Source organism: Pseudomonas sp. HMSC063H08 (assembly GCF_001813645.1).
Classification (GTDB): domain Bacteria; phylum Pseudomonadota; class Gammaproteobacteria; order Pseudomonadales; family Pseudomonadaceae; genus Pseudomonas; species Pseudomonas aeruginosa.
In genome coordinates this window covers 68,151-91,599 of sequence record NZ_KV813388.1, presented here as the reverse complement: position 1 = coordinate 91,599, position 23,449 = coordinate 68,151, and the positions used below count along the sequence as shown (strand labels likewise).

The following is a 23,449-nucleotide window of genomic DNA, read 5'->3' as shown; positions in this document are numbered from 1 at the left end:
AAGTACTGGCCCTTGACCGGAGGCACGAACTCACCGCCGATATAGTTGCCGTAGCGAGGCTTGAAGGTGACGACGGCACCGGGGGTTCCGGGCGCTGCGTAGATCATGGCGAAGCTCTCCTGTGTGGTCGTTCCGCCGTGGCGCGGCGGACTCGTGCAAGGCCGCCGCGGTCGGCGGCGAAGGGTCGGGCGCGTCACTCGTCGACGTGCACGCTTTCCAGATAGCTGCGGATCGCCCAGAGGCCTTCCTGGCTGATGAAGTCGGCCATCTTCGGCATGTACACCGCGCCATCGCGCACCGCGCCGTTGATGACCCGCTCCTTGAACCATTCGTCGCCCTCGGCGCCGGTCTCCAGCAGGCGCAGGTCCGGGGCGATGCCGCCGGACTTGGCTTCCAGGCCGTGGCAGCGCGCGCAGTTCTGGTTGTAGGCGGAGGCGCCGATCTCGACGGCGAGGTCGTGCTTGGCGTAGGGCTTGCGGTAGGGGTTGGTGTCGCGCCATTCCTTGCCCAGCGGCTCGAGTCCCTTGGTGTCCACTGCCTGGGGGGTCACATCGCCGTGGGCCAGCGCCAGGCTCGAGAGGCTGAGACCGGCCAGCACCAGCAGGCCGCGCAAGGCGTTGTTCTTGTTCATCACTTCATTCCTCCGGGGAGACAGGACAAGGCACGGGCGCCAAACGGCGCTCATCGCCATCCTAGGAAGCTCCGCCGCGCGCCCGAATCCTGCTTTGGGCGTCCTCGCCTACTCCCTTCGGAGTAGAGCCTCGGAAGGCCTTACGCGGGGCTTTGGCAGCAAGTCCAAGTCATGCCCCGTCCGGGAAGTCTTCCCGGACGAATCGGGCGATCTTCCGTTCCCGTCGGCGCGCCCCGCTTCCACCATGAAGCCGCCGCGGCCCGAGCAGCGGCCTGCCGTTTCTCGACCCTCACTCCAAACGGGAACCCGATCATGACAACAAGAACCTCACCCGCCCCTGCCGGCCTCCTGCGCCCGAGCCTGCACTGCCTCGCCTTCGCCGTCGCCCTGGGCAGCGCTGGCGCCGCGCTGGCCAAGGATGTGACCTGGGAGGACATCGCCAACGACGACAAGACCACCGGCGACGTGCTGCAGTACGGCATGGGCACCCACGCCCAGCGCTGGAGCCCGCTCAAGCAGGTCAACGCCGACAACGTGTTCAAGCTGACCCCAGCCTGGTCGTACTCCTTCGGCGACGAGAAACAGCGCGGCCAGGAGTCCCAGGCCATCGTCAGCGACGGCGTGATCTACGTGACCGCCTCCTACTCGCGGCTGTTCGCCCTCGACGCGAAGACCGGCAAGCGCCTGTGGACCTACAACCACCGCCTGCCCGACGACATCCGCCCGTGCTGCGACGTGGTCAACCGCGGCGCCGCGATCTATGGCGACAAGGTGTTCTTCGGCACCCTCGATGCCTCGGTGGTGGCGCTGAACAAGAACACCGGCAAGGTGGTGTGGAAGAAGAAGTTCGCCGATCACGGCGCCGGCTACACCATGACTGGCGCGCCGACCATCGTGAAGGACGGCAAGACCGGCAAGGTCCTGCTGATCCACGGCAGTTCGGGCGACGAGTTCGGCGTGGTCGGCCGCCTGTTCGCCCGCGATCCGGATACCGGCGAGGAAATCTGGATGCGTCCCTTCGTCGAAGGCCACATGGGCCGCCTGAACGGCAAGGACAGCACGGTGACCGGCGACGTCAAGGCGCCCTCCTGGCCGGACGATCGCAACTCGCCGACCGGCAAGGTCGAGTCGTGGAGCCACGGCGGCGGCGCTCCCTGGCAGAGCGCCAGCTTCGACGCCGAGACCAACACCATCATCGTCGGCGCCGGCAACCCCGGCCCGTGGAACACCTGGGCGCGCACCGCCAAGGGTGGCAACCCGCACGACTACGACAGCCTCTACACCTCCGGCCAGGTCGGGGTGGACCCGAGCAGCGGCGAGGTGAAGTGGTTCTACCAGCACACCCCCAACGACGCCTGGGACTTCTCCGGCAACAACGAACTGGTGCTGTTCGACTACAAGGCCAAGGACGGCAAGATCGTCAAGGCCACCGCCCACGCCGACCGCAACGGCTTCTTCTATGTGGTCGACCGCAGCAACGGCAAGTTGCAGAACGCCTTCCCCTTCGTCGACAACATCACCTGGGCCAGCCACATCGACCTGAAGACCGGCCGCCCGGTGGAGCGCGAGGGCCAGCGCCCGCCGCTGCCGGAACCGGGGCAGAAGCATGGCAAGGCGGTGGAAGTATCGCCGCCGTTCCTCGGCGGCAAGAACTGGAACCCGATGGCCTACAGCCAGGACACCGGCCTGTTCTACGTGCCGGCCAACCACTGGAAGGAAGACTACTGGACCGAGGAGGTCAGCTATACGAAGGGCAGCGCCTACCTGGGCATGGGCTTCCGGATCAAGCGCATGTACGACGACCACGTCGGCAGCCTGCGCGCCATGGACCCGGTCAGCGGCAAGGTGGTCTGGGAACACAAGGAACACCTGCCGCTCTGGGCCGGGGTGCTGGCCACCGCCGGCAACCTGGTGTTCACCGGCACCGGCGACGGCTACTTCAAGGCCTTCGACGCGAAGAGCGGCAAGGAGCTGTGGAAATTCCAGACCGGCAGCGGCATCGTCTCGCCACCGATCACCTGGGAACAGGACGGCGAGCAGTACCTCGGCGTGACCGTCGGCTACGGCGGCGCCGTGCCACTGTGGGGCGGCGACATGGCCGACCTGACCCGGCCGGTGGCCCAGGGCGGTTCCTTCTGGGTATTCAAGCTGCCCAGCTGGGACAACCGCACCGCCAGCCGCTGATCCCTGCGCCGCGCCCTGCGAGGCGCGGCTTTCCCCGCCTGCGGAGTATCCCGATGAAGACCTTCCTCCTCTGCGCCGCCTTGCTCGGCGCCGGCCTGGCCCAGGCCGCCGACGACATCGACGACGTCCGCGTCATCGCCGGCTGCCGCCTGGAGCCCGGCGCGCGCTGCGCCAAGGCCGACTTGCGCGGCGCCGACCTGCGCAACCTCGACCTCGGCCGCATCGACCTGGCCGGCGCCGATCTCTCCGGCGCCGACCTGCGTCACGCCAGGCTCGACCTGGCCAACCTGGAAAAAGCCAACCTGCGTGGTGCCGACCTCACCCGCGCCAGCCTGCAGCAAGCCAACCTGCGCGGCGCCGACCTCTCCGGCGCCAGGGCGGTGGCCATCCAGGCCTGGGGCCTGTTCGCCCAGGGCGCCCAGTGGCAAGGCGCCGACCTCACCGCCGCCTACCTGGAGTTCGCCCGTCTCAGCGGCGGCCGCCTGCACCAGGCCACGCTGCGCGCCGCCGACCTGGAGATGACCTGGCTGTCCCGCGCCGATCTCAAGGGCGCCGACCTGCGCGACGCCAACCTGCAGGAAGTCAAGCTGGCCGAGGCCAACCTGGAAGATGCCGACCTGCGCGGCAGCAAGGTGCGCTTCGGCAACTTCCAGGGCAGCAACATGCAGGGTTGCAAGGATTGCCCCGCGGGCTGGCAGTGAAGCGCCGGACAGCAGCGACGGCCCCCCTAGCCGAGGCTGCCGCGAGCCTCCTCGGCGAGCGGCAGCGGCAGGCCCAGCCGCAGCACGCCGCTGTCGATGGCCCGGTGCACCAGTTCCGCCTGGGTACTCACCTGCAACTTCTGCTTGAGCAGGCTGACATGGTTGGACACGGTCTTGGCGCTTACCCCCAGGTGCTCGGCCACCTCGCGCAGGGCCAGGCCACGCGCGAGCAGGCGGAAGATCTCGAACTCGCGACGGGTCAGCCCGCGCAACGCTGCCCCGCCCTGCTCTTCCCACGACTGGCAGGCCAGGCGCGTGGCCAGCGGCTGCTCCAGATAGAGCTGGCCGGCGAGCACTCGCCGTATCGCCTCCAGCAGCACCGTCGGCGCCGCGCGCTTGGTCACGTAGCCGCGGGCACCGGCATCCAGCGCCTGGCGCACCAGGGCCAGTTCGTCGTGGAGGCTGAAGAACAGCACACGCAACTGCGGCAGGCGCTGGCGCAGCCGGCGAGTCAGCTCCAGGCCGCTGATGCCCGGCAGGCCGAGATCGACGATGACCAGCGAAGGAATGTCCCGCTGCACCGCCTGCAAGGCTTCTTCGCCATCGCCGGCCTCGCTCACCTCCACGTCGGGGAGCAGCCCGCGCAACAGCGCGGCCAGCCCTTCGCGGACCACGAAATGATCGTCCACCAGCAGGATCCTCATCGTCCCCTCCTCTCAGTCGCCGCGTTCCAGCGGCATCCGCAGGCGCAACGCCAGGCCCTGTCCGGGACGGCTGCGCAGGCTCAGTTCAGCGCCCAGGCAGCGCGCGCGCTGGCGCATCGAGTCCAGGCCGAAGCCGGGTGCCGGGTCCGCCGCGCAGCCGCGACCGTCGTCGCGTACGCTCAGGTAGAGAAAGCCGCCACGGCGTTGCAGGCGGATCCGCACGCGGCTGGCGCCGGCATGCCGGGCGACGTTGTTCAGCGCCTCCTGCAACAGGCGGTAGAGATGAGTCCCGGCCGCCGCATCCAGGGGCGGCAGCGGACCGCACAGGCGCAGCTCGCAGGCGATGCCCTGGCCTTCCTGCCAGTCCGCCACGCAGGCGCGCAGCGCCTCGTCCAGCGACTGGCGTTGCAGGGCCGGCGGCGGTAGACCGCGCAGCAGCGCGCGGAAGCTGTCGTCCAGCCCCTGGCAGTAGCGCTCCAGGCGTGCCAGCGCCGGCTGCCCGGCGCCTGCCGTGCAGCGCAGCAACAACAGTTGGGTGCGGATACCCGTCAGGTACTGGCCGATATCGTCATGCACCGCCTGGGCCAGCAAGCGCCGCTCGCGCTCCTGCACGGCGAGCAGCCAGCGGTACTCCGCCGGGCCGGCGGGTCGCAGGTCATCCATGGCGTGGCTCAGGGGGCGATCCGACAGGCCTGTCCGACGGCGCAGGCGGCAGGTCTTTCCTGGCCGAGGTGGCGGGAATAGAGGAAATCGAACCCGAGCAGGCTGAGGATCAGCAGGATGGGCAACACCAGGGTGACGGCGATGCGCATGGCGGCGACTCCTGTCCATTGTCGTTGTCGAGACATGCTAGGACGCGCGGAGCCACGGCGTGCTACTACCTTGGTACTGCCGGGCCGCTACTTTTGCGCGGCCACCCGCCTCCAGCCGCCCTTGCGAGCGCCGCCGATGCAGCAGGAGCGCTGCGCAAGCGCCTGGTCCTGCTACTTTGGTACTGGTTCACCCCTCCGGACGTCGAATTTCCAAAGCAGCGCGCCTGCCCTGTAATGACGCATACAAGAAGAAACGACGAGAAGCCGCCATGCCCCGCCTTGCCTTGCCCCGCGTAGCGCCCGACTACCCTGCGGCGGTCCCGCCGCAGTACCGAGTTCGCCTTCTCCGCCTACCCGGCTGCCGACCGTCCGCGACGCGTCCCCGGCAGCGCGCGGCGGAACGCCCGCCCGCTGGGCTATCGCGCCCACGGCTGCTACCGTGAGCGCATTCGCATCCGCCCGCGTGCCCCGAGCCGCCACCAGCCGCCCATAACGACAATAACGAGGTGCAGGCCATGTACAAGATCCTGATCGCCGACGACCACCCGCTGTTCCGCGAGGCCATCCACAATGTCATCGCCGACGGATTCCCCGGCAGCGAAGTGATGGAAACCGCCGACCTCGACAGCGCCCTGGGCCTGACCCAGGAACACGACGACCTCGACCTGATCCTGCTCGACCTGAACATGCCCGGCATGCACGGCCTCAACGGCCTGATGAACCTGCGCAACGAGGCCCCGACCATTCCCGTGGTTATCGTCTCCGCCGAGCAGGACAAGCAGGTGGTGCTACAGGCCATCACCTACGGCGCGGTGGGCTTCATCACCAAGTCCTCGCCACGCGCGCAGATGACCGAAGCCATCGAGCAGATCCTCAACGGCAACGTCTACCTGCCCTCGGACGTGATCCGCACCCAGAAGAGTTCGCCGCGACGCAGCGGCCACGAAGAACACGGCATCTCCCCGGAACTGCTCCAGGCCCTGACCCGCAAGCAGCTGCTGGTGCTGGAGCGGATGACCAAGGGCGAGTCGAACAAGCAGATCGCCTACACCCTGGACATCGCCGAGACCACGGTGAAGGCGCACGTCTCGGCGATCCTGCGCAAGCTCAAGGTACACAACCGGGTCCAGGCGATCCTCAGCGCCGGCGACATCGACTTCGCCGCCTACCTGCGCCGCTGAGACCCGCCGATGCCCGACCGCCGTACCCTGCTGCTCACTGTCCTGGCGATGCTGGCCTTCGCCGGCAATTCGCTGCTCTGCCGCGCGGCGCTGAAGGACACCGCCATCGACGCGGTCAGCTTCACCGCCCTGCGTCTCTTCTCCGGCGCCCTCATGCTCGCCGTCCTGCTGCATCTGCGCCGGCGCCCGGCCACGCCCGCGCGCGGCGGCTGGCGCGGGGCGGCGGCGCTGTTCGTCTACGCGGCCGCGTTCTCCTACGCCTACGTGCAGCTGGACGCCGGCACCGGCGCGCTGCTGCTGTTCGGCGCGGTGCAGGTCACCCTGCTGCTGGCCGGCCTGCTGCGCGGCGAACGGCTGGGCGGACAGGCGCTGCTCGGTTTCCTGCTGGCCCTGGGCGGCCTGCTGTTCCTGTTGCTCCCCGGAGCCAGCGCGCCGCCGCTGGGCGGTGCCCTGCTGATGCTCCTGTCCGGCCTCGCCTGGGGCCTCTATACCCTGCTCGGCCGCGGCGGCGGCGATCCGCTGGCGGTCAGCGCCGGCAACTTCCTCCGAGCCCTTGCCTTCGCCGCCCTGCTGCTCCTGGCATTCCACGGGCAGTTGCGGCTGGACGGCGCCGGACTGGCCTATGCCCTGCTTTCCGGCGCCCTCGCCTCCGGCCTCGGCTACGCCGTCTGGTACAGCGCACTGCCGGGGCTGACGGCGATCCAGGGCGCCTCGGTGCAGCTCAGCGTGCCGGTGCTCGCCGCCCTCTGCGGCGCCCTGCTGCTCGGCGAGCCGCTCGCCCCGCGATTGCCGCCGGCGACCCTGGCGGTGCTCGGCGGGATCGCCCTGATCCTCGCCCCGCGCCTGGGCCGCGCGGCACGCGAAGGCGCCTGAATCAGACCGAGGCTTCGCGCTCCAGCAAGTGGCAGAGCGCGGTCTTCAGCTTCATCGGCCGCACCGGCTTGTGCATCAGGGTATGGCCAAGCTCGCGAACCTGCTGCTTGAGTTCGTTGCTGTAGTTGGCGGTGATCATCAGCGCCGGCAGCGGCGAGCCGCGCCGGGCGTTGATCGCGGCGACCGCGTCGACGCCGTTGCGCTGGTCGTCGAGGTGATAGTCGACGATCAGCAGGTCGGCCTCGGCATGGTAGTTGTCGACCTGTCGCGCCAGGTCTTCCTCCGACAGCGCCGTCACTACCCGGCAGCCCCAGGCTTCGAGCAACGTGCGCATGCCGGCGCAGATCGCCGCATCGTTGTCCAGCACCCACACCCGCGAACCACGCAGGCGCTCGCGCAGGTCGTCCGCGCTGGCCAGCGGCTCGGCGCGACTGCGCGGGGCATGGCGGGCCAGCGGTACCTCGATGGCGAAGCACGAGCCCTTGCCCGGCAGCGAGCCGACCCGGACCCGGTGGCCGAGCATGCGGGCGATCTTGTCGACGATCGCCAATCCCAGGCCGAGCCCGCGGTCCTGGTGGCAACGCTGCGACTCGCCGCGCTTGAATTCCTGGAAAATCTCGCCGAGCTTGTCGGCGGCGATGCCCACCCCGGTGTCCCAGACCTCGATCGACAGGCGCTGCCGATGCCGGCGGCAACCCAGCAGCACGCGCCCTCGCGGGGTATAGCGGATGGCGTTGGAAAGCAGGTTGCGGAGGATTCGCGCGAGCAGTTGCTGGTCGCTGCGGACCAGCGCCCCGCAGGCCACGAAGTCCAGGCGTAGCCCTTCGCTGGCGGCTACCTGGCGGTACTCCGCGGCCAGGTTGCCGAGCAGTTCGCCAAGCTCGAACGGGGCGATGTCCGGGGTGATCACGCCGGCGTCCAGCTTGGAAATGTCCACCAGGGTGCCGAGCAGGTTCTCCACGTCCTCCAGCGAATGGCTGATGTTGTTCACCAGCGCCTCGTTGTCCGGCGCCGCGCTGCCGCGCTCCTGCAAGGCGCTGGTGAACAGCCGCGCGGCGTTCAGCGGTTGCAGCAGGTCGTGGCTGACCGCCGCGAGGAACTTGGTCTTCGACAGGTTGGCCTGTTCCGCCTCGCGCTTGGCCTCGCGCAGGCGCGCCTCGACCTGGCTGCGCTCGTGGATCTCGCGCTTGAACTGGTCGTTGAGGGTGGTCAGCTCGGCGGTCCGCTCGCGCACCCGCTGTTCGAGGTTCTGGTAGGCCTGGTGCAGCGCCTCGGCGGTCCGCCGGCGCTCGGTGATATCCCGAATCAGCACGAACAGCCCGGCGACCCGGCCGTCGGCCTGGCGGTTCGGCACGTAGGAGCGCTGCATGTAGCGCTCCTCGCCGGACAACGCGATCTCGGCGATCTCGAAGGTCACGCTTTCGCCGGCCAGGGCCCGCTCGAAGTACGGTTCCAGGCGCCGGCAGTGCTCGGCGCCATGCACGTCGCGCAGGCAGCGGCCGAGCATCGAGCCGCTGGGCCAGCGGTACCACTCCTCGTAGACCTTGTTGGTGAATTCGTAGACCAGTTCGTCGCTGAGATAGGCGATCAGCGCCGGCACCTGGTCGGTGATCAGGCGGATCCAGCGCTCGCTGGCGCGCAACGCCTCGGCGTGGCGATAGCGTTCGGTGATGTCGGTGAAGGTGTTGACGAAGCCGCCGGTGGGCAGCGCATGGGTACGGATCTCCAGCACCCGGCCATCGAACAGGCGCTGCTCGCGGGCGCTCAGCGGACTCCCCTGGGAGTCCTGGCTGCACGGCGTGAGCAACGGCAATTCGCTCTCCGCCATGACTTCGGCGAAGGCCCGGTGCCCGGCGATCGGCGCCAGCCCGCAGAGTTCCAGGAAGCGCCGGTTCCACAACTCCAGCACGCCGTCGGCACCGACCATCGCCACGCCCTGGGAGAGGTTGTCCACCGCCCGCTGCAACAGGTGCGACTTCTGCGCCAGCGCCTGCTCGCGGCGCGCGGTCTCGCTGAGCTTGATCTCGGTGACGTCGCTGTAGAGCACCGCCAGCCCGCCGTCGCGGGTCGGTCGCTCGCTCATCCGCAGCCAGCGCTCGTCGCGCAGGCGATACAGGGTCTGCTGGTCGCCGCCGCGCTGTTCCTCGACGATCAGCCCGCCGCTACGCGCCAGCCGGTGCAGTTCGGCGCGGCGCATGCCAGGACCGATCCGCGCCCGGCTGTCGACCCACAGCGCGCGGAAGCGCTCGTTGAACAGCACGATGCGTTGCTGCGGATCGAACAGGACGAAGGCGTCGGAGATGCTTTCGATGGCGTCGAGCAGATGCTGGTGGGCGGTCTCGGCACGCAGGCGAGCGTCGCTGAGCAACTGGTTGCTGGCCTTCAGTTCGAGCATCGCCTGGCTCAGCGCGTCGGTGCGCTCGCGGACCTGCTCGGCCAGCACCACGGAATACTGGAAGGCGCCGTAGGCCTCGTCGCTCTGCGCGGCGCTCGACTCGATGCGTCCGATCAGCGCCTGGTTGATCCGCTGCAACTTGTGCCGCTCTTCTTCGAGGGCGACGACCCGCGCCTGCAGCTCAGCGACGGACACCTCCGCGGGGTCGGCCAATGGCGACCCCGGTGAAGGTCTGGTTGATATGCATGCCATTGAATTGCTCTCCGTAGGTGTTGAAGCCGATCACCTGCTGGCTGCGGAGAAACGCGGCGGTCGCTTGCGTGTCACCGCCGACCTCCAGCTCCAGGCGCCGCAGGAAGCAGTCGCAACCGATGGTCAGCAACGGCGGTCCGAGGCGCTCGTGGAGGCGGCGGAACTGCGCCTCCAGGTTGGGCAACAGCGGGCCGGTGCTCATCGCGGTGAGAACGATGCCGTTCTCCACCGCACAGTAGAACGTCAGGCTCAGGTCCTCGTTGGCCTGCTGGATCGAGCGCACGTAATAGCGTTCGTCGACCCGCACCGCCAGCGGATGCGCGGAGAACAGGGCGAAATCCAGCGCCTGCGGTGCCACCCCGACCAGCCGGGCGTATTCCAGCGCCGCCGGCTCGGCGTTGAGTTCGTGGACCCGCCGGCTGCCGCTGTCGGCGCGGGTCACCACCAGCTTCTCGGCGCGCGGCACCACGTGATGGGTGGTGAAGACCTCGAAGTCCAGCCAGGTGTTGACCAGCACCACCACTGCCGCCCCGGTATGGAACTGGCCCTGGTGGTAGACATGGGTGTGGGTCAGGTGCCGGTCGTCGCCGGCCGAGCCACCGAAATGCGGGATCGCGCCGAGCGCCGCGCCAAGCGCGGCGAGCACCACCTCTTCGCGGCTGGACAGGCCGTCGAGCAAGGTCAGGGCGAAGCTGTGGTCCTTGATCGGCGCCAGGCCGCCGCGGCGACAGCCGGCCACCAGGGTCTCGACCATCTGCTGCGCGTCCAGCAGGTTGAAGCGCTCCATTTCGTCGATCAGCGCGCTGCTGATGGCGAAGCTGCGCACGTCGAAGCCCACCGCGCTGACGCAGCCGCGCCCGTAGCCCGCCGGAGTGATCTCGCCGGCTGTGGTGCAGCCGACTAGGTCGATGCCGCCGAAGTAGCGTTCGAGCATCTCGGCAAGGGCCGGCAGGTCGTATTCCGCGGAACAGAAGAACAGCACGAAGCCCAGGTGCGGATGGATAAGCTGGCGCGCCAGGTCCTGGGCCACCACTTCGACGTCGCGCGCGCTGGACATGCCCCTGCAGACCCCTTCCCCCTGCCCTTCGTACATGCCCGCTCCCCCGTCGTTCCGCCTCGCCAGCATTCTACGAAGGGCGCCGCCGCGGCCCCTATCCTACTTGGGTCGCGGCGGGGTCCTTCGAAAGTAGCGGTATCACCAGTTCAGTACGGCGCCGAGGGCCACGGTGTCGGTGTCCTCGTCGAGCGCGGCACCGTCGCGCCCGTCGATCCGGTAGCGGTTCAGCTCGGCGACCAGCTTGAGGTTGTCGTTGATCGTGCGGAAATAGGCGATGCCGCGACTCTCGTAGTCGGCCGCGGAACCCAGGCCGTTGCCGTCGTCGACGGTCTTGCCGTAGGACAGCGCCAGGCGGTTCTTGCCCCATGAATACGAGCCCTGCAGCAATGCGCCGCGGCTGTCCACCTCGCGCAGCGCGGCTTCGCCGGCGTTGTTGGTGAAGAAGGGATTGATGCCCTTGGCGGTGAACCCCGAACCGGTCACGGAGAAGCTGCCCATCTTCACCTGCAAGCCATAGCCGACCCCCTTGGAAGTCACGCTGTCGACGCTGTCGCTGGTGTTCTTCGAAGTCTGGTAGCCGCCGTTGATCCAGCTGTAGACCTGCGCCCCAGCCAGGTCGAACTGGTAGCTGACCTCGCTCTCGTAGCGCGGGTTGTCCTGGTAGGCCTTGTCGTCGAGGCCGTCGCTGGCATCTTTGTCGATCTGGTTGGAGTCGATCGGGTCGAGGATGCCCACGGCGATGCGCAGGCCGGGCAGCAGGTTGTTGTTGCGGTAGGTGATCTGCGAGGTGGGGAACGGATACGGATAGCCGGTGCCGATGTTGCCAAAGGAGACGCCCTTGCCGTCCACCAGGCCGAGGGTGTCGCTGGGGTTGCCGAAACCGGCCAGCAGTTCGTCGAGGAAGATGTTCGAGCGCGAGAACAGGCCGAAGTCCTTGCCGATCAGCACCTCGCCCCAGTCGCCGGCGACCGTGCCGTAGAACTGACGGACGTCGATGGCGGTATCGGTGCCGTCGGTCTCGCTGTCGTTGATGGTCACCCAGAAGGAAGCGCGACCACCGAGGCTCAGGTCGTCGACCTTCCTGCCGAAGTTGAAGCCGATGTAGTTCGGCAGGAATCCCATCTTCACCCGCGACTGGCGGCGATCGTAGGTCTCGCCCTGGCGGTCGACGTCGCTGTTGACGTAGAAGGCATTGAAGTAGCCGTCGGTGGAAAAGGTGGTCTCGTCCTTGTCGTACAGCAGGATATCGGCGGCGGCCGGTTGCAGGCCGCCCTGGGCACCCAGCGAGGCCAGGGTCAGCGGCAGGATTCGGCGAACGGCGGTGTTGTTCTTGTTCATGGCGCACTCCGCGAGGTGAAACGACCGGGCCGGTCGTGGCGGAGCCGATTATCGAAACCGGGAAAGCCCGGCCATACGCTTCCTTGGGCCTGCTTCGACGCTTCTTCATGGTGGGCGTGGGTGCCGCTGCGCAAGGCGCGGGCAGCGCTCCTCCGGCGGTAGCGCAACCTTGGTCGCGGCGGGAGCGCCACCGAAGCAGCGCGGCTTTCGACCTAACGCCGCAGTGACGCCGGCAAGGCTGTCGTCGAGTTACCGCGTGGCTCGCTTCAGCGCCGGCTGGAAAGCACCCACCAGCCGCCGCGCGCCTCCAGCAACCGGGCCTGGGCCGCGAGCAGGTCGTCGCCGCTCAGGCCGAGAGCGGCCTCGGCGAGCAGCCGGGAGCGACCGGCGCCACCGCCAAGGTGCTCCGCCCAGGCGCGCCGTGCTCGCTCGGCGAAGCTGCCCGGCGCTCGGCGCAGGTCGTCGGCGAGGGTTTCGCGCAGGCCGGCCAGGCGTTGCGCCGGCAGTTGCGCGAGCGCCTCGGCGGAGCGCTGGAGGAAGGTCTCCATATGCTCCAGCAGGCGTTCCGGGCAGGCACGCGGAGATTGCGCGGCGAACAGCAGGCCGCGCCGGGCGCCGACCTCGCGGAAGCCGCAGAACAACGCGTAGCCCAGTTGCAGCTCGTCGCGCAGGCGCCGCTGGAAGGCCGGTTCGTGCAGGCGCGCCAGCAAGCGCCAGGCCGCCTCCATCGGCACCTCCGGCGAGGGCAGCGGACAGAACAGCAGCAACGCCGACTCGCCGTCCACGGCCAGTTCGCGGCGATGCCGTCCGGGCCTCGGCGGCAGAGGCGCCAGGCGCTCGCCGGCAGCCTGGCCGGGCATCCATCGTGGATCAGGCATCGTGGCCTGCATGACCAAGGCGTCCCAGCGCGTCCGCCGCCAGTCGTCGACCTCCGCCAGCGGCTCGCCGAGTAGGCCGGGCAAGGCGTCCAGCAACTGCCGGATCGGCAGGCCAGTGGCGCTGCGGCGCCGCTCGGCAGAGGACAGACGCTCGCCGCTCGCGCGCCAGTCGGGCGGCGCCGCGAGGAGCCGGGCCAGGGCCGGGCGCACGGCGGCCTCGAGGCGATCGCGCGGACCGAGCAGGCTCAGCGACCAGTCTTCGCCGAGCGCCTCCAGGCCCATCTCCACTCCCCCCAGGCGCGCCTGGCCGCACAGCGGACGCAACGCCTGGCGCAGCGCCAGGAAGCGTGGCCGTGCGGGAACACCGGGAAAGCGCCAGCGCAGGAACAGCGCGCCCTCGGCGGCGGCACTCGGCGGCAACGGCAGTTCGAAGCGCCAGGCATGCCGCTGCGCGGTCAGCGGCGGCGCTGCGGCAACCGGCGCCACGCTCAGGCGGAAGCCCGCCGACCAGCGCGCTTCGGCGCCGTCGAGTTCGCTGTCCAGGTGCAGCCGCAGGCAGCGGTCGGCTTGCAGCGCGTCCAGGCAGGCCGGGCGAATCTCCGCCGGCAGGCCGAGAACGCGCTGGCGTAGTCGCTCCAGCGGCGCAGTGGGCTCCGCCAGCAACGGCTGGCGCGCCGCCAGCAAGCTGGCGGCATCGTCGCGCAGGGCGCCCAGCCAGTCGAAAAAGGCCGCCTCCAGCGCCGCCGCCGCGCTGCCGTCGAACAGTTCGAAGGTCAACGCCAGGAGCGCCTGCCGCGCGTCCCGATGAACCACCCGCAGCGCCACCGATTCGCCCAGGCCCTGTTCGCCGAGTGCCGCCAGCAACCCGCCCGGCGAGCGATCGCCGAGCAATTCGGCGAACGCCAGCAGGGTCTGTTCGTCGGCCTCCCGCAAAGCGTCGAGGGCAAAGCCCAGCACCAGCCGCGGCGGTCCCGGCAGGCGCAGCGCCAGCGCTTCGCCGGCGAAGGGCAGCAACGGCGGCGGCGGCGGACTCGCACCTGGCGCGCGCCCCGGTAGGTCGGCGCAGGCACGCTGCGCCAGCCTCTCCAGCTCGTCCAGTGCCTGCGGCCCTTGCAGCCATAGCTGGCAATTGCCGGCGTGATAGTGGGCGGCATGGAATTCGCGCAGGGCCCGCTGGAACGCATCGTTCTCCAGGGCCAGGCTGTCGCGGCGCCCGGCAGCGAAACGCCGCAGGGGGTGTCCGGCGGGCAGGCCGAGGGCCAGCGCTGCGTCGATCAGGGTCTGCTCGTCGGCCGAGCGCGCCAGGTATTCGGCCTCGAGTACTTCGCGCTCGCGCCGTTGCGCATCGATGTCCAGCAAGGGGCGGGCGAGCATGTCGATCAGCCGTGCCAGACCGGCGCCAAGGTGCTCCGCCGTCACCTCGAAGAAATAGTCGGTGGTCCTGCCCCGGGTGCTGGCGTTGACCTGGCCGCCGCGCAGCTGCAACCACGGCATCAGGCGCTCGTCGCCGGGAAACGCCGCGCCACCGAGAAACGACAGGTGCTCGAGGAAGTGGGCCAGGCCGGGATGCGCGCTCGGCTCGTCGTGGCTGCCCGCCGCCACCCGCAGCCAGGCAGCGGCGCGCGATGCCGCCGGATCATGCGCCAGGTGCAGGCGCAGGCCGTTGGGCAGCACGCAGGCGCGGCTCCTGGGGTGGTGTTGGGCGTGGCGATCCATGGGCGTCCTCGCGGGTTCCGAGGCTGAACCTTACCCTTCCGCGAGGCGAAGGAAATAGTCCTTTCGCCGGGTCGTATCAGGAAGCCGGCGGCTCCTGGCCAGACGCTTCCTCGGAGTACAGCGCCCGTCCGCCGTCGGCCTTGAGCGCCTGCAGGACCTCCGGCGCACGGCACGGGGCGAACAGGTCGAGGCCAGGATCGTAGGCGCCGGTGCGCACTTCCAGCAGGCCGAGCATCGAGTGGAACAGGTTGTCCTGGGACAATTCCTCGTCGCTGCGCTGGCGCAGGCAGCCACTGTCGAGGCCGAAGGCGCTCTGGTAGCCGGGCGAGAACCAGGCCAGCATGCCGACGTGCTTCTGCTGGTCCGGCGCCAGCAGGTAAGGCGTGCCATGCAGGTAGAGGTTGTACTCGCCGAGCGACTCGCCATGGTCGGAGAGGTAGAGCATGCCGGTATCGATGCGCTCTTCGTTCTTGCGCAGCAGGTCGATCAGGCTGGCCAGCACGTGGTCGGTGTACAGCAGGGTGTTGTCGTAGCCGTTGATGATGCTGTCCCGCGAGCAGGCGCTGAAGTCGTTGCTGGCGCAGACCGGGGTGAATTTCTCGTATTCCCTGGGATAGCGCTTGAAGTAGGCCGGGCCGTGGCTGCCCATCTGGTGCAGGACCAGCACGGTGTCCTGTTGCAGCCCGTCGATGAAGGCCTGCAAGTCGCGCAGGAGGATCTCGTCATGGCACTCGCCGCCGGCGCACAGGGCCGGGTCCTTGCTCTCGCTCAGGTCCTGGAAGGCGACGCGGTCGCAGGTGCCCTTGCAGCCGGACTGGTTGTCCCGCCACAGGACCCGCAGGCCTGCGCGCTGCAACACATCGAGAAGGCCTTCCTGGGTGCGCGCGCGAGCGTCGCTGTAGTCCGCGCGGCCCAGGTTGGAGAACATGCAGGGCACCGACACCGCGGTCTCGGTACCGCAGGAGTGCACGTTGGAGAAGTTGATCAGGCCCTCCTCGGCCTTCAGCCGCGGGTTGGTCTCGCGAGCGTAGCCGTTGAGGCTGAAGTTCTGTGCCCGCGCGCTCTCGCCCACCACCAGCACGGTCAGCGACTTGCGCGCATGGCCCTGCCACAGGGCGGCGCGCCGGGCATCGACGGCGATCGGCCGCAGCGGCTGGCTGGCGGCCTGGGCCTGGCCCTTGGCGTAGCCGATGGCGGCGCCGACCAGGTTGCTCGGGGTGACCTGCAGGCGCAGTTCCTTGTTGTTGCGGAACAGCGAGGACAGCCCCTGGTAATTGGCCAGCGCCACCCCGGCGAGCAGGGCCAGGCAGGCGAGCGCCACCAGCAGCTTGCTCAGCAGCTCGCGTGGCCACGGCCGGTAGCGCACCGGCGTGCGCCACAGCAGCCAGACCGGCAGCGCGCCAAGCAACGCCAGGTAGACGGCGAGCTTCGGCGAAAGCAGGTCGGCGACCTCGGCCGGGTTGGTCTGCATGACGTTGCGCAGCATGCCGACGTCCATCAGCACGCCGTACTGGGTCATGAAGTAGGTGGTACCGGCGGCCGCCAGGATCAGCAGGGTCAGCGCCGGCTTGAGCAGCCAGCGGAACGCCAGCAGGGTCAGCGCCAGGTTGAAGATCGCGGCGATCATCAGGCCGACCGCCAGCATCATGCCGAGGCCCTGCCAGCCCGCCGGGGTGATCGCCAGCAGGCGTTGCCACAGCGGCAGGTTGTAGAACAGCAGGAAGGCGAGGCTGACCAGCAGGGTCAGCAGTTCGGGACGGACGGCGCGGGCTTTCGACATGGGCACGGATCTTCACTGACTTCCGGGTTGCCGTGCGCAGCGTTGCCCCTGGCAGCACTCGACGACGGCGGCAGTCTGCTCGGCGATCCGTCAATCTTTCGTGAAGAATACCTACAGAAAACGTAACCCTTCGGAAGTGCCGCAGCCCTTGTATTCCGGGGCTTTCAGCCGGATTGCAAAAAGCTCGCAGGAAGCTTTCCGGGCGTTTTCCGGGTTCGCCGGCATACCCCCCGCATGACGCCGCCGACGCAGGCGGAAGACAGCAAGCGGCAAGGAACGCGGAGCGCTCCGGCGCCGGTGCCTACGGACTGTTCTGATTGCGACGTCGTTTTTCAACAAAAGGACAGCCAGACCAATGTCTATCCCGCGACCCCGGCATTTTCGTTAGCATGCCAAGTTTCCGGCCCGGTTCCCACAAGGACGGCGGCCGCCTCCCCTGCTCGTCCCATCCAGATGAGTGCCGTTTCCCTTACCCCCCGGGAAACCCTTCTGTGAATTTCCTCGAGCAGCGCGGTACCTCTCCAGCATGAACGCTTTGAAAGGCCGGGACATCCTGGCGCTTGGTTTTATGACCTTTGCCCTGTTCGTCGGGGCCGGCAACATCATCTTCCCGCCCATCGTCGGCTTGCAGTCCGGCCCCCATGTGTGGCTGGCGGCGCTGGGCTTCCTGATCACCGCGGTGGGGCTGCCGGTGATCACCGTGATCGCCCTGGCCAAGGTCGGCGGTTCGGTCGACGCCCTCAGCCATCCGATCGGCAGGTATGCCGGCGGCCTGCTGGCGGCGGTCTGCTACCTGGCGGTCGGCCCGCTGTTCGCCATTCCGCGCACCGCCACGGTGTCCTTCGAGGTCGGCGTGGTGCCGCTGCTCGGCGAGAGCGGCACGGCGCTGTTCGTCTACAGCCTGGCGTACTTCCTTCTGGCCCTGGCCATCTCCCTCTACCCCGGTCGCCTGCTGGACACCGTCGGACGCTTCCTCGCCCCGCTGAAGATCCTTGCCCTGGCGATTCTCGGCGTCGCCGCCTTCCTCTGGCCCGCCGGCCCGATCGGCACGGCCCAGCCGGAGTACACCCAGGCCGCGTTCTCCCAGGGTTTCGTCAACGGCTACCTGACCATGGACACCCTCGCCGCGCTGGTCTTCGGCATCGTCATCGTCAACGCCATCCGTTCCCGCGGCGTGCAGTCGCCGCGGCTGATCACCCGCTACGCCATCGTCGCCGGGCTGATCGCCGGCGTCGGCCTGGTGCTGGTCTACGTCAGCCTGTTCCGGCTCGGCGCCGGCAGCCATGCCATCGCCGCCGACGCCAGCAACGGCGCGGCGGTCCTGCATGCCTACGTGCAACATACCTTCGGCAGCCTCGGCAGCTCGTTCCTGGCGGGACTTATCGCGCTGGCCTGCCTGGTCACCGCGGTCGGCCTGACCTGCGCCTGCGCCGAGTACTTCTGCCAGCGCCTGCCGCTGTCCTACCGCAGCCTGGTGATCATCCTGGCAGGGTTCTCCTTCATCGTTTCCAACCTCGGCCTGACCAAGCTGATCCAGGTCTCGATCCCGGTGCTCACCGCGATCTATCCGCCGTGCATCGTGCTGGTGGCGCTGAGCTTCTGCATCGGCCTCTGGCATTCGGCGACGCGCATCCTCGCCCCGGTGATGCTGGTTTCCCTGGCGTTCGGCGTGCTCGATGCCCTGAAGGCGGCGGGCCTGGGCCAGGACTTCCCGCAATGGCTGCTGCACCTGCCGCTGGCCGAACAGGGCCTGGCCTGGCTGATCCCCTCGGTCGCCACCCTCGCCGCCTGCAGCCTGGTCGACCGCCTGCTGGGCAAGCCTGCGCAAGTCGCCGCCTGAGCAGGCCCCAGCGGCCTGCCGCCTGTTCTCCCGGCCGAGCGCGGGACATGCCGGCGGGCGGCGCCAATCGCGGCGTCCGCCCCACGGCCCGGCTGGCGCCTGCCGCCGCCGGCAGCGCTTCTTCCCGCGTTCAGCCGAACGAATAAGCACTATCGAGCGGGATGATTTCTAGCGCAGCGGCGCGGTTGTTAGCCTTTCGACCATTCCCCCAGGAAAGCGAATCCAGGAGCCGGTCATGGCCAAGGCACTCATCAGCGTACTGTTGTTCTCCCTCGCCCTCGCCGGCTGCGCCAGCGACTACAACCCCTCTCGCCCGTACAGCAGCGACGAGGTCAGGCAACTGGCGCTGGAAGACCTGGCCCGGCGCAGCCTGTCGTTCGAGGAATACCAGGCCAAGCGTCAGGCGATTCTCGAGGAAAAACCGCAAACCGCCGTCAGCCAGTCCAACGCCGCCCTACGCAGTACCGCCATCTGAGGCCTTTTCGAACGGCCAAGAGAAAGCCCCGCGATGCGGGGCTTCTTCGTATTCGGGGCTGGGCGGTCAGCCGCAGGACAGGCGCTTGATCACCAGCGTGTCGTCGACATCGATGTTCAGCCGGCGCGGGTTGTAGTCCATGGTCACGGCATCGTGCGGGCGCAGCGCCCGGGCGACTTCCGCTCCGGCGGCGCGGCGGGCCTCTTCGACGATGGCCGCGGAAGCCTGCTTGCCGACATAGGCCTGCACCGCGTTGGCATCGCAACGGCCGTCCGCTGCCGGGGTGGCCGCGGGCGCGCTGGCGCTGCCGGTGGCTACGCTGGCGCCTTCGGTGGACGGGCTGTCGCCGTTGCTGCTGCAACCGGCGAGCAGGGCCGCGAGAACGAGTGCACTGGAAAACTGCTTCAAAGGCATACCGCCTCCTCTGATCTTCTGGGATCGCCACCTTACCAGTGGCATGGGTTTCCTGGCGAAACTGCAATCCGCGCTGACAAATTCGCCAGCTTCAGTCGCCGCTCAGGCGCTGCAGTTCGCGACGCACCATGGCCGCGTATTCCGGCGGACGCAGGAGGTAGAGTTGGCCCGCGACCCAGTCCAGCCAGCGGCCGCCCTGTTCGGCGCGGGCGTCGAGCAGGCGCCGCGCCTCTTCCTCCGCCCGTTGCCGGTGCTGCCGATGGAATGCCTGGCGCTTCGACAGGCCGGAGGCATCTCCGGTTCGATCGTCGGGAGTGTCGGTCATGGCTCTCTTCGCAACCTGCTGCACAAGCCGGACATTCTAACCGCGGAACGCCGTTGCCGTTCGCGGCAAGCGCTTGCCTCCGCCCCGCCCTGCGCCATGCGCCGAGCCCTCTGGCGCGGGGTTCGGCGACCTGGCACGGCCCTTGCGACGGAGCGGCGGTCATTCATTTCCATGGAGGCAGGTCATGAACAGCATCGGTCCCGCCAGCCTTTCCGGCTGGTCTGCGCGTTACCCGAACAACCAGCGGCAAGCCAGCACCGAGATCGGCAACGGCGATCTGCTGAAACCGCGCCCCGCCCTCGGCACGCCATTGCGCAACGAGGCCGCCGATCCCGCCACGGAGTCCGCCCGCCAGGCCCTGGACGAGGGTTTCGCGAAGCTGAACCTGACGCTGAAGCAGAACCAGGCGAATGCCACTGCCGGCGCCGGCGAAGGCAAGTCGGCCTATGACGAGTTCAAGGAGTACATGCAGAAATCGCCCGCCGAGCGGATGCGCGAGCAGGTCCTGAAGAGCCTCGGCCTGACCGAGGAGGAACTGGACGCGATGCCGCCGGAGAAACGCGAACAGGTGGAGAAAGGCATCGGCGAACGCATGCGCGAGATGATCGCCATGCAGAACGGCCAGGCGCCGGGACGGCAAGAGGACCCGACGCAGGCCGGCGCGACGCTGAACGCCTGGATCTGAGCCAGGCGCGCGCCAGTCTCTCAGCGCTGCCGGGCGACGACGCGCTTGGCGTAGCTGGCGCGCTCCATCTCGCGCACTTCGACGCTGACCTGCACGCCCTCCTCGCCGCCGCCCGCCACCGCTCCGGCAAGCACCTCGCCGAGCGCCTCGCCCAGCGCCTGGCGGGTCGCCACGTCGCGCCCGTCGAGGATCGACAGGCAGGCATGCAGGTAGGCGCGCTCGACCGCTGCGGTTCCCTGCCGGTAGGCCTCCAGGGTGACGAAGCGCGACTTGATGTCCGCCTCGCCGAATTGCCCGGAAGCGAACAGCGCGGCATTAGCCTGCTCCAGCAGTGCGCCGGGGGACGTTTCGAGGCGGAGGTTGGCAGTGGCTTCGATAACGAGATGCGGCATGCTGGCGGGCCTTGCGGGGAATGGAGAGCGGGATTCTAGCGGCTCGACGAGCGATGCGACAGCCGGCCTGCGCCTGCGTGGCTCAGATCAACCCGGCGGCCGCGAAAGCCCGCGCGTAGATGGCGCGGATCAGCGCGTCTCGCAGGCCTGCCGCTGGCCCTTGGCCGGCGTGTACAGGTAGCCGGGCGTGTCGCCCGCCTGGCGGTACAGGACCGAACCGTCGCTATAGGAAATCGCGCTCAGCGCCTGGCCATCGGCGAGGCTGCGGACATCGCCGCCCAGCGACTGGACGCTGCTGCCGTCGGGCAGCTTGAGACTGGCGAAACCGTCGATCACTTCGAGTTTGCCGAAGTCTCCGCAGCGCAGGGCCAGCGACCCGGAAGCCGCCTTCCGGTCCGACGACGAATCCCCGCAACCGCCCAGCAGCGACAGAACCAACAACGCGGGGAGAACAGCGGGCTTCATCGGGGAGTCCTTTGCGGATGAGCGGAAGACGGGACTCTACCACCTGCCGGGCGGCGGGAAAAACCGCTTCGGCGTACGCTGTCATGCAACGGCAGGCGCACCTGTGAGACAATTCGCCGAATGCCAGGCATCACACCCCGCCTTCATCGCGCTACAGCCACGTCATGACGCTGGCTGCGGCACTCCACGAATGCCCGCAGGATCGCCCCATGCTCCAGATGGAGCGCAGCGGAAAGCCGAGAACCGGTAGCAGACCGGTATCGCCACGGTCCAGGCGTGCGTAAGTCCTCTATAGGTAAAGAAGTTGATCTCCACCGCGAATATCACCATGCAGTTCGGCGCCAAGCCGCTGTTCGAGAACGTTTCCGTCAAGTTCGGCAACGGCAACCGCTACGGCCTGATCGGCGCCAACGGTTGCGGCAAGTCGACCTTCATGAAGATCCTCGGCAACGACCTGGAGCCGAGCGCCGGCCAGGTCATGCTGGAACCCAACGTGCGCCTGGGCAAGCTGCGCCAGGACCAGTTCGCCTACGAGGACTTCAGCGTCATCGATACGGTGATCATGGGCCACGAGGAACTCTGGGCGGTGAAGGCCGAGCGCGACCGCATCTACTCCCTGCCGGAAATGAGCGAGGCAGATGGCATGGCGGTGGCCGAGCTGGAAGTCCAGTTCGCCGAGTTCGACGGCTACACCGCCGAGTCCCGCGCCGGCGAGCTGCTGCTCGGCCTGGGCATCCCGCTGGAGCAGCACTTCGGCCCGATGAGCGCCGTCGCTCCCGGCTGGAAGCTGCGCGTACTGCTGGCCCAGGCGCTGTTCTCGGACCCGGACGTGCTGCTGCTCGACGAACCGACCAACCACCTGGACATCAACACCATCCGCTGGCTGGAAGGCGTGCTCACCGCGCGCAACAGCACCATGATCATCATTTCCCACGATCGGCACTTCCTGAACAGCGTCTGCACCCACATGGCCGACCTGGACTACGGCGAGCTGCGCCTGTTCCCGGGCAACTACGACGAGTACATGACCGCCGCCGAACAGGCCCGCGAGCGCCTGCTGTCGGACAACGCCAAGAAGAAGGCGCAGATCGCCGAGCTGCAATCCTTCGTCAGCCGCTTCTCGGCCAACGCCTCCAAGGCCAAGCAGGCCACCAGCCGCGCCCGGCAGATCGACAAGATCCAGCTGGAAGAGGTCAAGCCGTCCAGCCGGGTCAGCCCGTTCATCCGCTTCGAGCAATACAAGAAGCTGCACCGCCAGGCGGTGACCGTGGAAAACATCAGCAAGGGCTATGACGGCAAGCCGCTGTTCAAGGGCCTGAGCCTGCAGGTCGAGGCCGGCGAGCGCGTCGCCATCATCGGCCCCAACGGCATCGGCAAGACCACCCTGTTGCGCTGCCTGGTCGGCGACCTGCCGGTGGACGGCGGCGAGGTGAAATGGACCGACAGCGCCGACGTCGGCTATTTCGCCCAGGACCATGCCGACGACTTCGCCGACGACATGAGCCTGTTCGACTGGATGGCCCAGTGGACCCAGGGCGGCGAACAACTGGTGCGCGGCACCCTCGGCCGCATGCTGTTCTCCAACGACGAAATCAAGAAGTCGGTGAAAGTGATCTCCGGCGGCGAGCAGGGCCGCATGCTGTTCGGCCGGCTGATCCTCAAGCGTCCCAACGTGCTGGTGATGGACGAGCCGACCAACCACCTGGACATGGAGTCCATCGAGGCGCTGAACCTGGCGCTGGACAACTATCCGGGCACGCTGATCTTCGTCAGCCACGACCGCGAATTCGTTTCCTCGCTGGCTACCCGCATCATCGAGCTGGGCGAGAACGGCGTGACCGACTTCAGCGGCAGCTATGACGACTACCTGCGCAGCCAGGGCGTGATCGTCTGAGTCCCCGTCGCGCAACGCAAAAGCCCCGCATCCGCGGGGCTTTTTCATTCCGGCATGGCCGCGCAGGGCCTATGGGGAGCGCGACTCAGTCGACGTAGCCGGCCATCATCGCCGCGCGGGTCGCCAGGCGCTGGCCCTCGGCGATCTTCTCGCGCTGTTCGGCGGTCAGCTCGCGGGGCGGGTGGTCCTTGATGTAGGCAGCCACGTTCACCCCGATGTAGACGATCAGGGCGGCGGCGATCAGGACGTTCTTCGGATTGATGTCCGAGCGCCGCTTGCAGGCTTCGCAGATGCCGTTCTCGACGAGACGGGTCGCTCGGGCGCCGCAGTTGCGGCAGTAACACGCGCTCACAGGCCGGTTCCTTGTGCTTGTAATTGTCCGGCCAATCTACACGCAGCGCGCCGCTGCGCACAACGCGAAAACCCCGCCGAAGCGGGGTTTTCCGATGACGCGGGG

Annotated in this window: 23 protein-coding genes; 8 read left to right on the top strand and 15 right to left on the bottom strand. The window is 68.5% G+C overall.

What is annotated here, in order from left to right; all coding sequences use genetic code 11:
* Together HMPREF2924_RS36360 and pedF are read right to left on the bottom strand one after the other, a co-directional pair.
* On the bottom strand, positions 1–107 hold a 107-nt coding region (locus tag HMPREF2924_RS36360), incomplete at its 3' end, for a hypothetical protein (protein ID WP_228489698.1).
* 86 nt (positions 108–193) lie between these two features.
* Positions 194–631 (bottom strand): cytochrome c-550 PedF, encoded by a 438-nt coding sequence (pedF, locus tag HMPREF2924_RS08185; RefSeq protein ID WP_003107652.1) that lies wholly within the window; start codon positions 629–631, stop codon positions 194–196.
* A 312-nt stretch (positions 632–943) separates the two neighbouring features.
* Between pedF and exaA the strand changes: the two genes are divergently transcribed.
* Together exaA and HMPREF2924_RS08175 are read left to right on the top strand one after the other, a co-directional pair.
* Positions 944–2,815, top strand: coding sequence for a quinoprotein ethanol dehydrogenase (gene exaA, locus HMPREF2924_RS08180; RefSeq protein ID WP_003088524.1), 1,872 nt, complete (start codon positions 944–946; stop codon positions 2,813–2,815).
* Between the two features lie 53 nt (positions 2,816–2,868).
* On the top strand, positions 2,869–3,516 hold the full coding sequence (locus tag HMPREF2924_RS08175; protein ID WP_003088520.1) for a pentapeptide repeat-containing protein: 648 nt from the start codon (positions 2,869–2,871) through the stop codon (positions 3,514–3,516).
* A gap of 26 nt (positions 3,517–3,542) precedes the next feature.
* On the opposite strand, the gene HMPREF2924_RS08170 is transcribed toward HMPREF2924_RS08175, so the two are convergent.
* From HMPREF2924_RS08170 to HMPREF2924_RS35845, 3 genes are read right to left on the bottom strand one after another with little or no spacing between them, the layout of a single operon-like run.
* Entirely contained in the window at positions 3,543–4,220 is a 678-nt protein-coding gene (locus HMPREF2924_RS08170) for a response regulator transcription factor (protein ID WP_003088518.1), read from the bottom strand.
* 12 nt (positions 4,221–4,232) lie between these two features.
* The gene (locus HMPREF2924_RS08165) at positions 4,233–4,883 is read right to left on the bottom strand and encodes a sensor histidine kinase (protein ID WP_003088515.1); all 651 of its coding nucleotides are present in this window, start codon (positions 4,881–4,883) and stop codon (positions 4,233–4,235) included.
* Positions 4,884–4,891: 8 nt separating this feature from the next.
* Complete coding sequence (locus tag HMPREF2924_RS35845) at positions 4,892–5,032, bottom strand: hypothetical protein (RefSeq protein WP_003088510.1); 141 nt, start codon at positions 5,030–5,032, stop codon at positions 4,892–4,894.
* A 515-nt stretch (positions 5,033–5,547) separates the two neighbouring features.
* Between HMPREF2924_RS35845 and agmR the strand changes: the two genes are divergently transcribed.
* The gene (agmR, locus tag HMPREF2924_RS08160) at positions 5,548–6,213 is read left to right on the top strand and encodes a response regulator AgmR (protein WP_003132666.1); all 666 of its coding nucleotides are present in this window, start codon (positions 5,548–5,550) and stop codon (positions 6,211–6,213) included.
* A gap of 9 nt (positions 6,214–6,222) precedes the next feature.
* Positions 6,223–7,086: a DMT family transporter gene (locus tag HMPREF2924_RS08155; protein ID WP_003113465.1), complete on the top strand. Its 864-nt coding sequence runs from the start codon at positions 6,223–6,225 to the stop codon at positions 7,084–7,086.
* A 1-nt stretch (position 7,087) separates the two neighbouring features.
* On the opposite strand, the gene nahK is transcribed toward HMPREF2924_RS08155, so the two are convergent.
* The 5 genes from nahK to HMPREF2924_RS08130 all read right to left on the bottom strand — a co-directional run bounded on the left by nahK (position 7,088) and on the right by HMPREF2924_RS08130 (position 16,502).
* The gene (gene nahK / locus HMPREF2924_RS08150; protein ID WP_003132669.1) at positions 7,088–9,733 is read right to left on the bottom strand and encodes a hybrid sensor histidine kinase/response regulator NahK/ErcS'; all 2,646 of its coding nucleotides are present in this window, start codon (positions 9,731–9,733) and stop codon (positions 7,088–7,090) included.
* On the bottom strand, positions 9,663–10,826 hold the full coding sequence (gene nosP, locus HMPREF2924_RS08145) for a nitric oxide-sensing protein NosP (protein WP_003132671.1): 1,164 nt from the start codon (positions 10,824–10,826) through the stop codon (positions 9,663–9,665). Before nosP ends, nahK begins: the two co-directional genes overlap by 71 nt.
* 102 nt (positions 10,827–10,928) lie before the next feature.
* Positions 10,929–12,128 carry a porin gene (locus HMPREF2924_RS08140; protein WP_023124843.1) on the bottom strand — a complete coding sequence of 400 codons (1,200 nt, stop codon included), beginning with the start codon at positions 12,126–12,128 and terminating at the stop codon, positions 10,929–10,931.
* 266 nt (positions 12,129–12,394) lie between these two features.
* On the bottom strand, positions 12,395–14,722 hold the full coding sequence (gene pqqF, locus HMPREF2924_RS08135; RefSeq protein WP_044069729.1) for a pyrroloquinoline quinone biosynthesis protein PqqF: 2,328 nt from the start codon (positions 14,720–14,722) through the stop codon (positions 12,395–12,397).
* A 76-nt stretch (positions 14,723–14,798) separates the two neighbouring features.
* Positions 14,799–16,502, bottom strand: coding sequence for a phosphoethanolamine transferase (locus HMPREF2924_RS08130; protein WP_003088501.1), 1,704 nt, complete (start codon positions 16,500–16,502; stop codon positions 14,799–14,801).
* 526 nt (positions 16,503–17,028) lie between these two features.
* On the opposite strand from HMPREF2924_RS08130, the gene brnQ reads away from it, so the two are divergent.
* Complete coding sequence (gene brnQ, locus HMPREF2924_RS08125) at positions 17,029–18,342, top strand: branched-chain amino acid transport system II carrier protein (RefSeq protein WP_003113469.1); 1,314 nt, start codon at positions 17,029–17,031, stop codon at positions 18,340–18,342.
* Between the two features lie 235 nt (positions 18,343–18,577).
* On the top strand, positions 18,578–18,817 hold the full coding sequence (locus HMPREF2924_RS08120) for a hypothetical protein (protein WP_003088496.1): 240 nt from the start codon (positions 18,578–18,580) through the stop codon (positions 18,815–18,817).
* A gap of 66 nt (positions 18,818–18,883) precedes the next feature.
* Here HMPREF2924_RS08120 and HMPREF2924_RS08115 read toward each other — a convergent pair whose 3' ends face one another.
* Positions 18,884–19,231 (bottom strand): I78 family peptidase inhibitor, encoded by a 348-nt coding sequence (locus HMPREF2924_RS08115; RefSeq protein WP_003088494.1) that lies wholly within the window; start codon positions 19,229–19,231, stop codon positions 18,884–18,886.
* A gap of 91 nt (positions 19,232–19,322) precedes the next feature.
* The gene (locus HMPREF2924_RS08110; RefSeq protein WP_003111311.1) at positions 19,323–19,556 is read right to left on the bottom strand and encodes a hypothetical protein; all 234 of its coding nucleotides are present in this window, start codon (positions 19,554–19,556) and stop codon (positions 19,323–19,325) included.
* Between the two features lie 184 nt (positions 19,557–19,740).
* Between HMPREF2924_RS08110 and HMPREF2924_RS08105 the strand changes: the two genes are divergently transcribed.
* The gene (locus HMPREF2924_RS08105; protein ID WP_003111312.1) at positions 19,741–20,241 is read left to right on the top strand and encodes a hypothetical protein; all 501 of its coding nucleotides are present in this window, start codon (positions 19,741–19,743) and stop codon (positions 20,239–20,241) included.
* A 20-nt stretch (positions 20,242–20,261) separates the two neighbouring features.
* Here HMPREF2924_RS08105 and HMPREF2924_RS08100 read toward each other — a convergent pair whose 3' ends face one another.
* Both HMPREF2924_RS08100 and HMPREF2924_RS08095 read right to left on the bottom strand, forming a co-directional pair.
* Positions 20,262–20,633: a 5-carboxymethyl-2-hydroxymuconate Delta-isomerase gene (locus HMPREF2924_RS08100; RefSeq protein ID WP_003132685.1), complete on the bottom strand. Its 372-nt coding sequence runs from the start codon at positions 20,631–20,633 to the stop codon at positions 20,262–20,264.
* A gap of 129 nt (positions 20,634–20,762) precedes the next feature.
* Positions 20,763–21,098, bottom strand: a complete 336-nt coding sequence (locus HMPREF2924_RS08095; RefSeq protein WP_003121973.1) for a hypothetical protein — start codon at positions 21,096–21,098, stop codon at positions 20,763–20,765.
* 304 nt (positions 21,099–21,402) lie between these two features.
* Here HMPREF2924_RS08095 and HMPREF2924_RS08090 point away from each other — a divergent pair, with 304 nt between their 5' ends.
* The gene (locus HMPREF2924_RS08090) at positions 21,403–22,992 is read left to right on the top strand and encodes an ABC-F family ATPase (RefSeq protein WP_003111315.1); all 1,590 of its coding nucleotides are present in this window, start codon (positions 21,403–21,405) and stop codon (positions 22,990–22,992) included.
* A gap of 85 nt (positions 22,993–23,077) precedes the next feature.
* Here HMPREF2924_RS08090 and HMPREF2924_RS08085 read toward each other — a convergent pair whose 3' ends face one another.
* Positions 23,078–23,344, bottom strand: a complete 267-nt coding sequence (locus tag HMPREF2924_RS08085; protein ID WP_003088334.1) for a hypothetical protein — start codon at positions 23,342–23,344, stop codon at positions 23,078–23,080.
* Positions 23,345–23,449 lie beyond the last annotated feature (105 nt).

Bases quoted from the DNA above. Each gene is read 5' to 3' on its own strand.
- HMPREF2924_RS08165 (WP_003088515.1), bottom strand. From the start codon at position 4,883: ATGGATGACCTGCGACCCGCCGGCCCGGCGGAGTACCGCTGGCTGCTC.
- HMPREF2924_RS08115 (WP_003088494.1), bottom strand. From the start codon at position 19,231: ATGCCTTTGAAGCAGTTTTCCAGTGCACTCGTTCTCGCGGCCCTGCTC.
- HMPREF2924_RS08105 (WP_003111312.1), top strand. From the start codon at position 19,741: ATGAACAGCATCGGTCCCGCCAGCCTTTCCGGCTGGTCTGCGCGTTAC.
- nosP (WP_003132671.1), bottom strand. From the start codon at position 10,826: ATGTACGAAGGGCAGGGGGAAGGGGTCTGCAGGGGCATGTCCAGCGCG.
- agmR (WP_003132666.1), top strand. From the start codon at position 5,548: ATGTACAAGATCCTGATCGCCGACGACCACCCGCTGTTCCGCGAGGCC.
- HMPREF2924_RS08130 (WP_003088501.1), bottom strand. From the start codon at position 16,502: ATGTCGAAAGCCCGCGCCGTCCGTCCCGAACTGCTGACCCTGCTGGTC.
- pedF (WP_003107652.1), bottom strand. From the start codon at position 631: ATGAACAAGAACAACGCCTTGCGCGGCCTGCTGGTGCTGGCCGGTCTC.
- HMPREF2924_RS08140 (WP_023124843.1), bottom strand. From the start codon at position 12,128: ATGAACAAGAACAACACCGCCGTTCGCCGAATCCTGCCGCTGACCCTG.
- HMPREF2924_RS35845 (WP_003088510.1), bottom strand. From the start codon at position 5,032: ATGCGCATCGCCGTCACCCTGGTGTTGCCCATCCTGCTGATCCTCAGC.
- brnQ (WP_003113469.1), top strand. From the start codon at position 17,029: ATGAACGCTTTGAAAGGCCGGGACATCCTGGCGCTTGGTTTTATGACC.
- nahK (WP_003132669.1), bottom strand. From the start codon at position 9,733: ATGGCATGCATATCAACCAGACCTTCACCGGGGTCGCCATTGGCCGAC.
- HMPREF2924_RS08100 (WP_003132685.1), bottom strand. From the start codon at position 20,633: ATGCCGCATCTCGTTATCGAAGCCACTGCCAACCTCCGCCTCGAAACG.
- HMPREF2924_RS08175 (WP_003088520.1), top strand. From the start codon at position 2,869: ATGAAGACCTTCCTCCTCTGCGCCGCCTTGCTCGGCGCCGGCCTGGCC.
- HMPREF2924_RS08170 (WP_003088518.1), bottom strand. From the start codon at position 4,220: ATGAGGATCCTGCTGGTGGACGATCATTTCGTGGTCCGCGAAGGGCTG.
- HMPREF2924_RS08120 (WP_003088496.1), top strand. From the start codon at position 18,578: ATGGCCAAGGCACTCATCAGCGTACTGTTGTTCTCCCTCGCCCTCGCC.
- exaA (WP_003088524.1), top strand. From the start codon at position 944: ATGACAACAAGAACCTCACCCGCCCCTGCCGGCCTCCTGCGCCCGAGC.
- pqqF (WP_044069729.1), bottom strand. From the start codon at position 14,722: ATGGATCGCCACGCCCAACACCACCCCAGGAGCCGCGCCTGCGTGCTG.
- HMPREF2924_RS08155 (WP_003113465.1), top strand. From the start codon at position 6,223: ATGCCCGACCGCCGTACCCTGCTGCTCACTGTCCTGGCGATGCTGGCC.
- HMPREF2924_RS08110 (WP_003111311.1), bottom strand. From the start codon at position 19,556: ATGACCGACACTCCCGACGATCGAACCGGAGATGCCTCCGGCCTGTCG.
- HMPREF2924_RS08095 (WP_003121973.1), bottom strand. From the start codon at position 21,098: ATGAAGCCCGCTGTTCTCCCCGCGTTGTTGGTTCTGTCGCTGCTGGGC.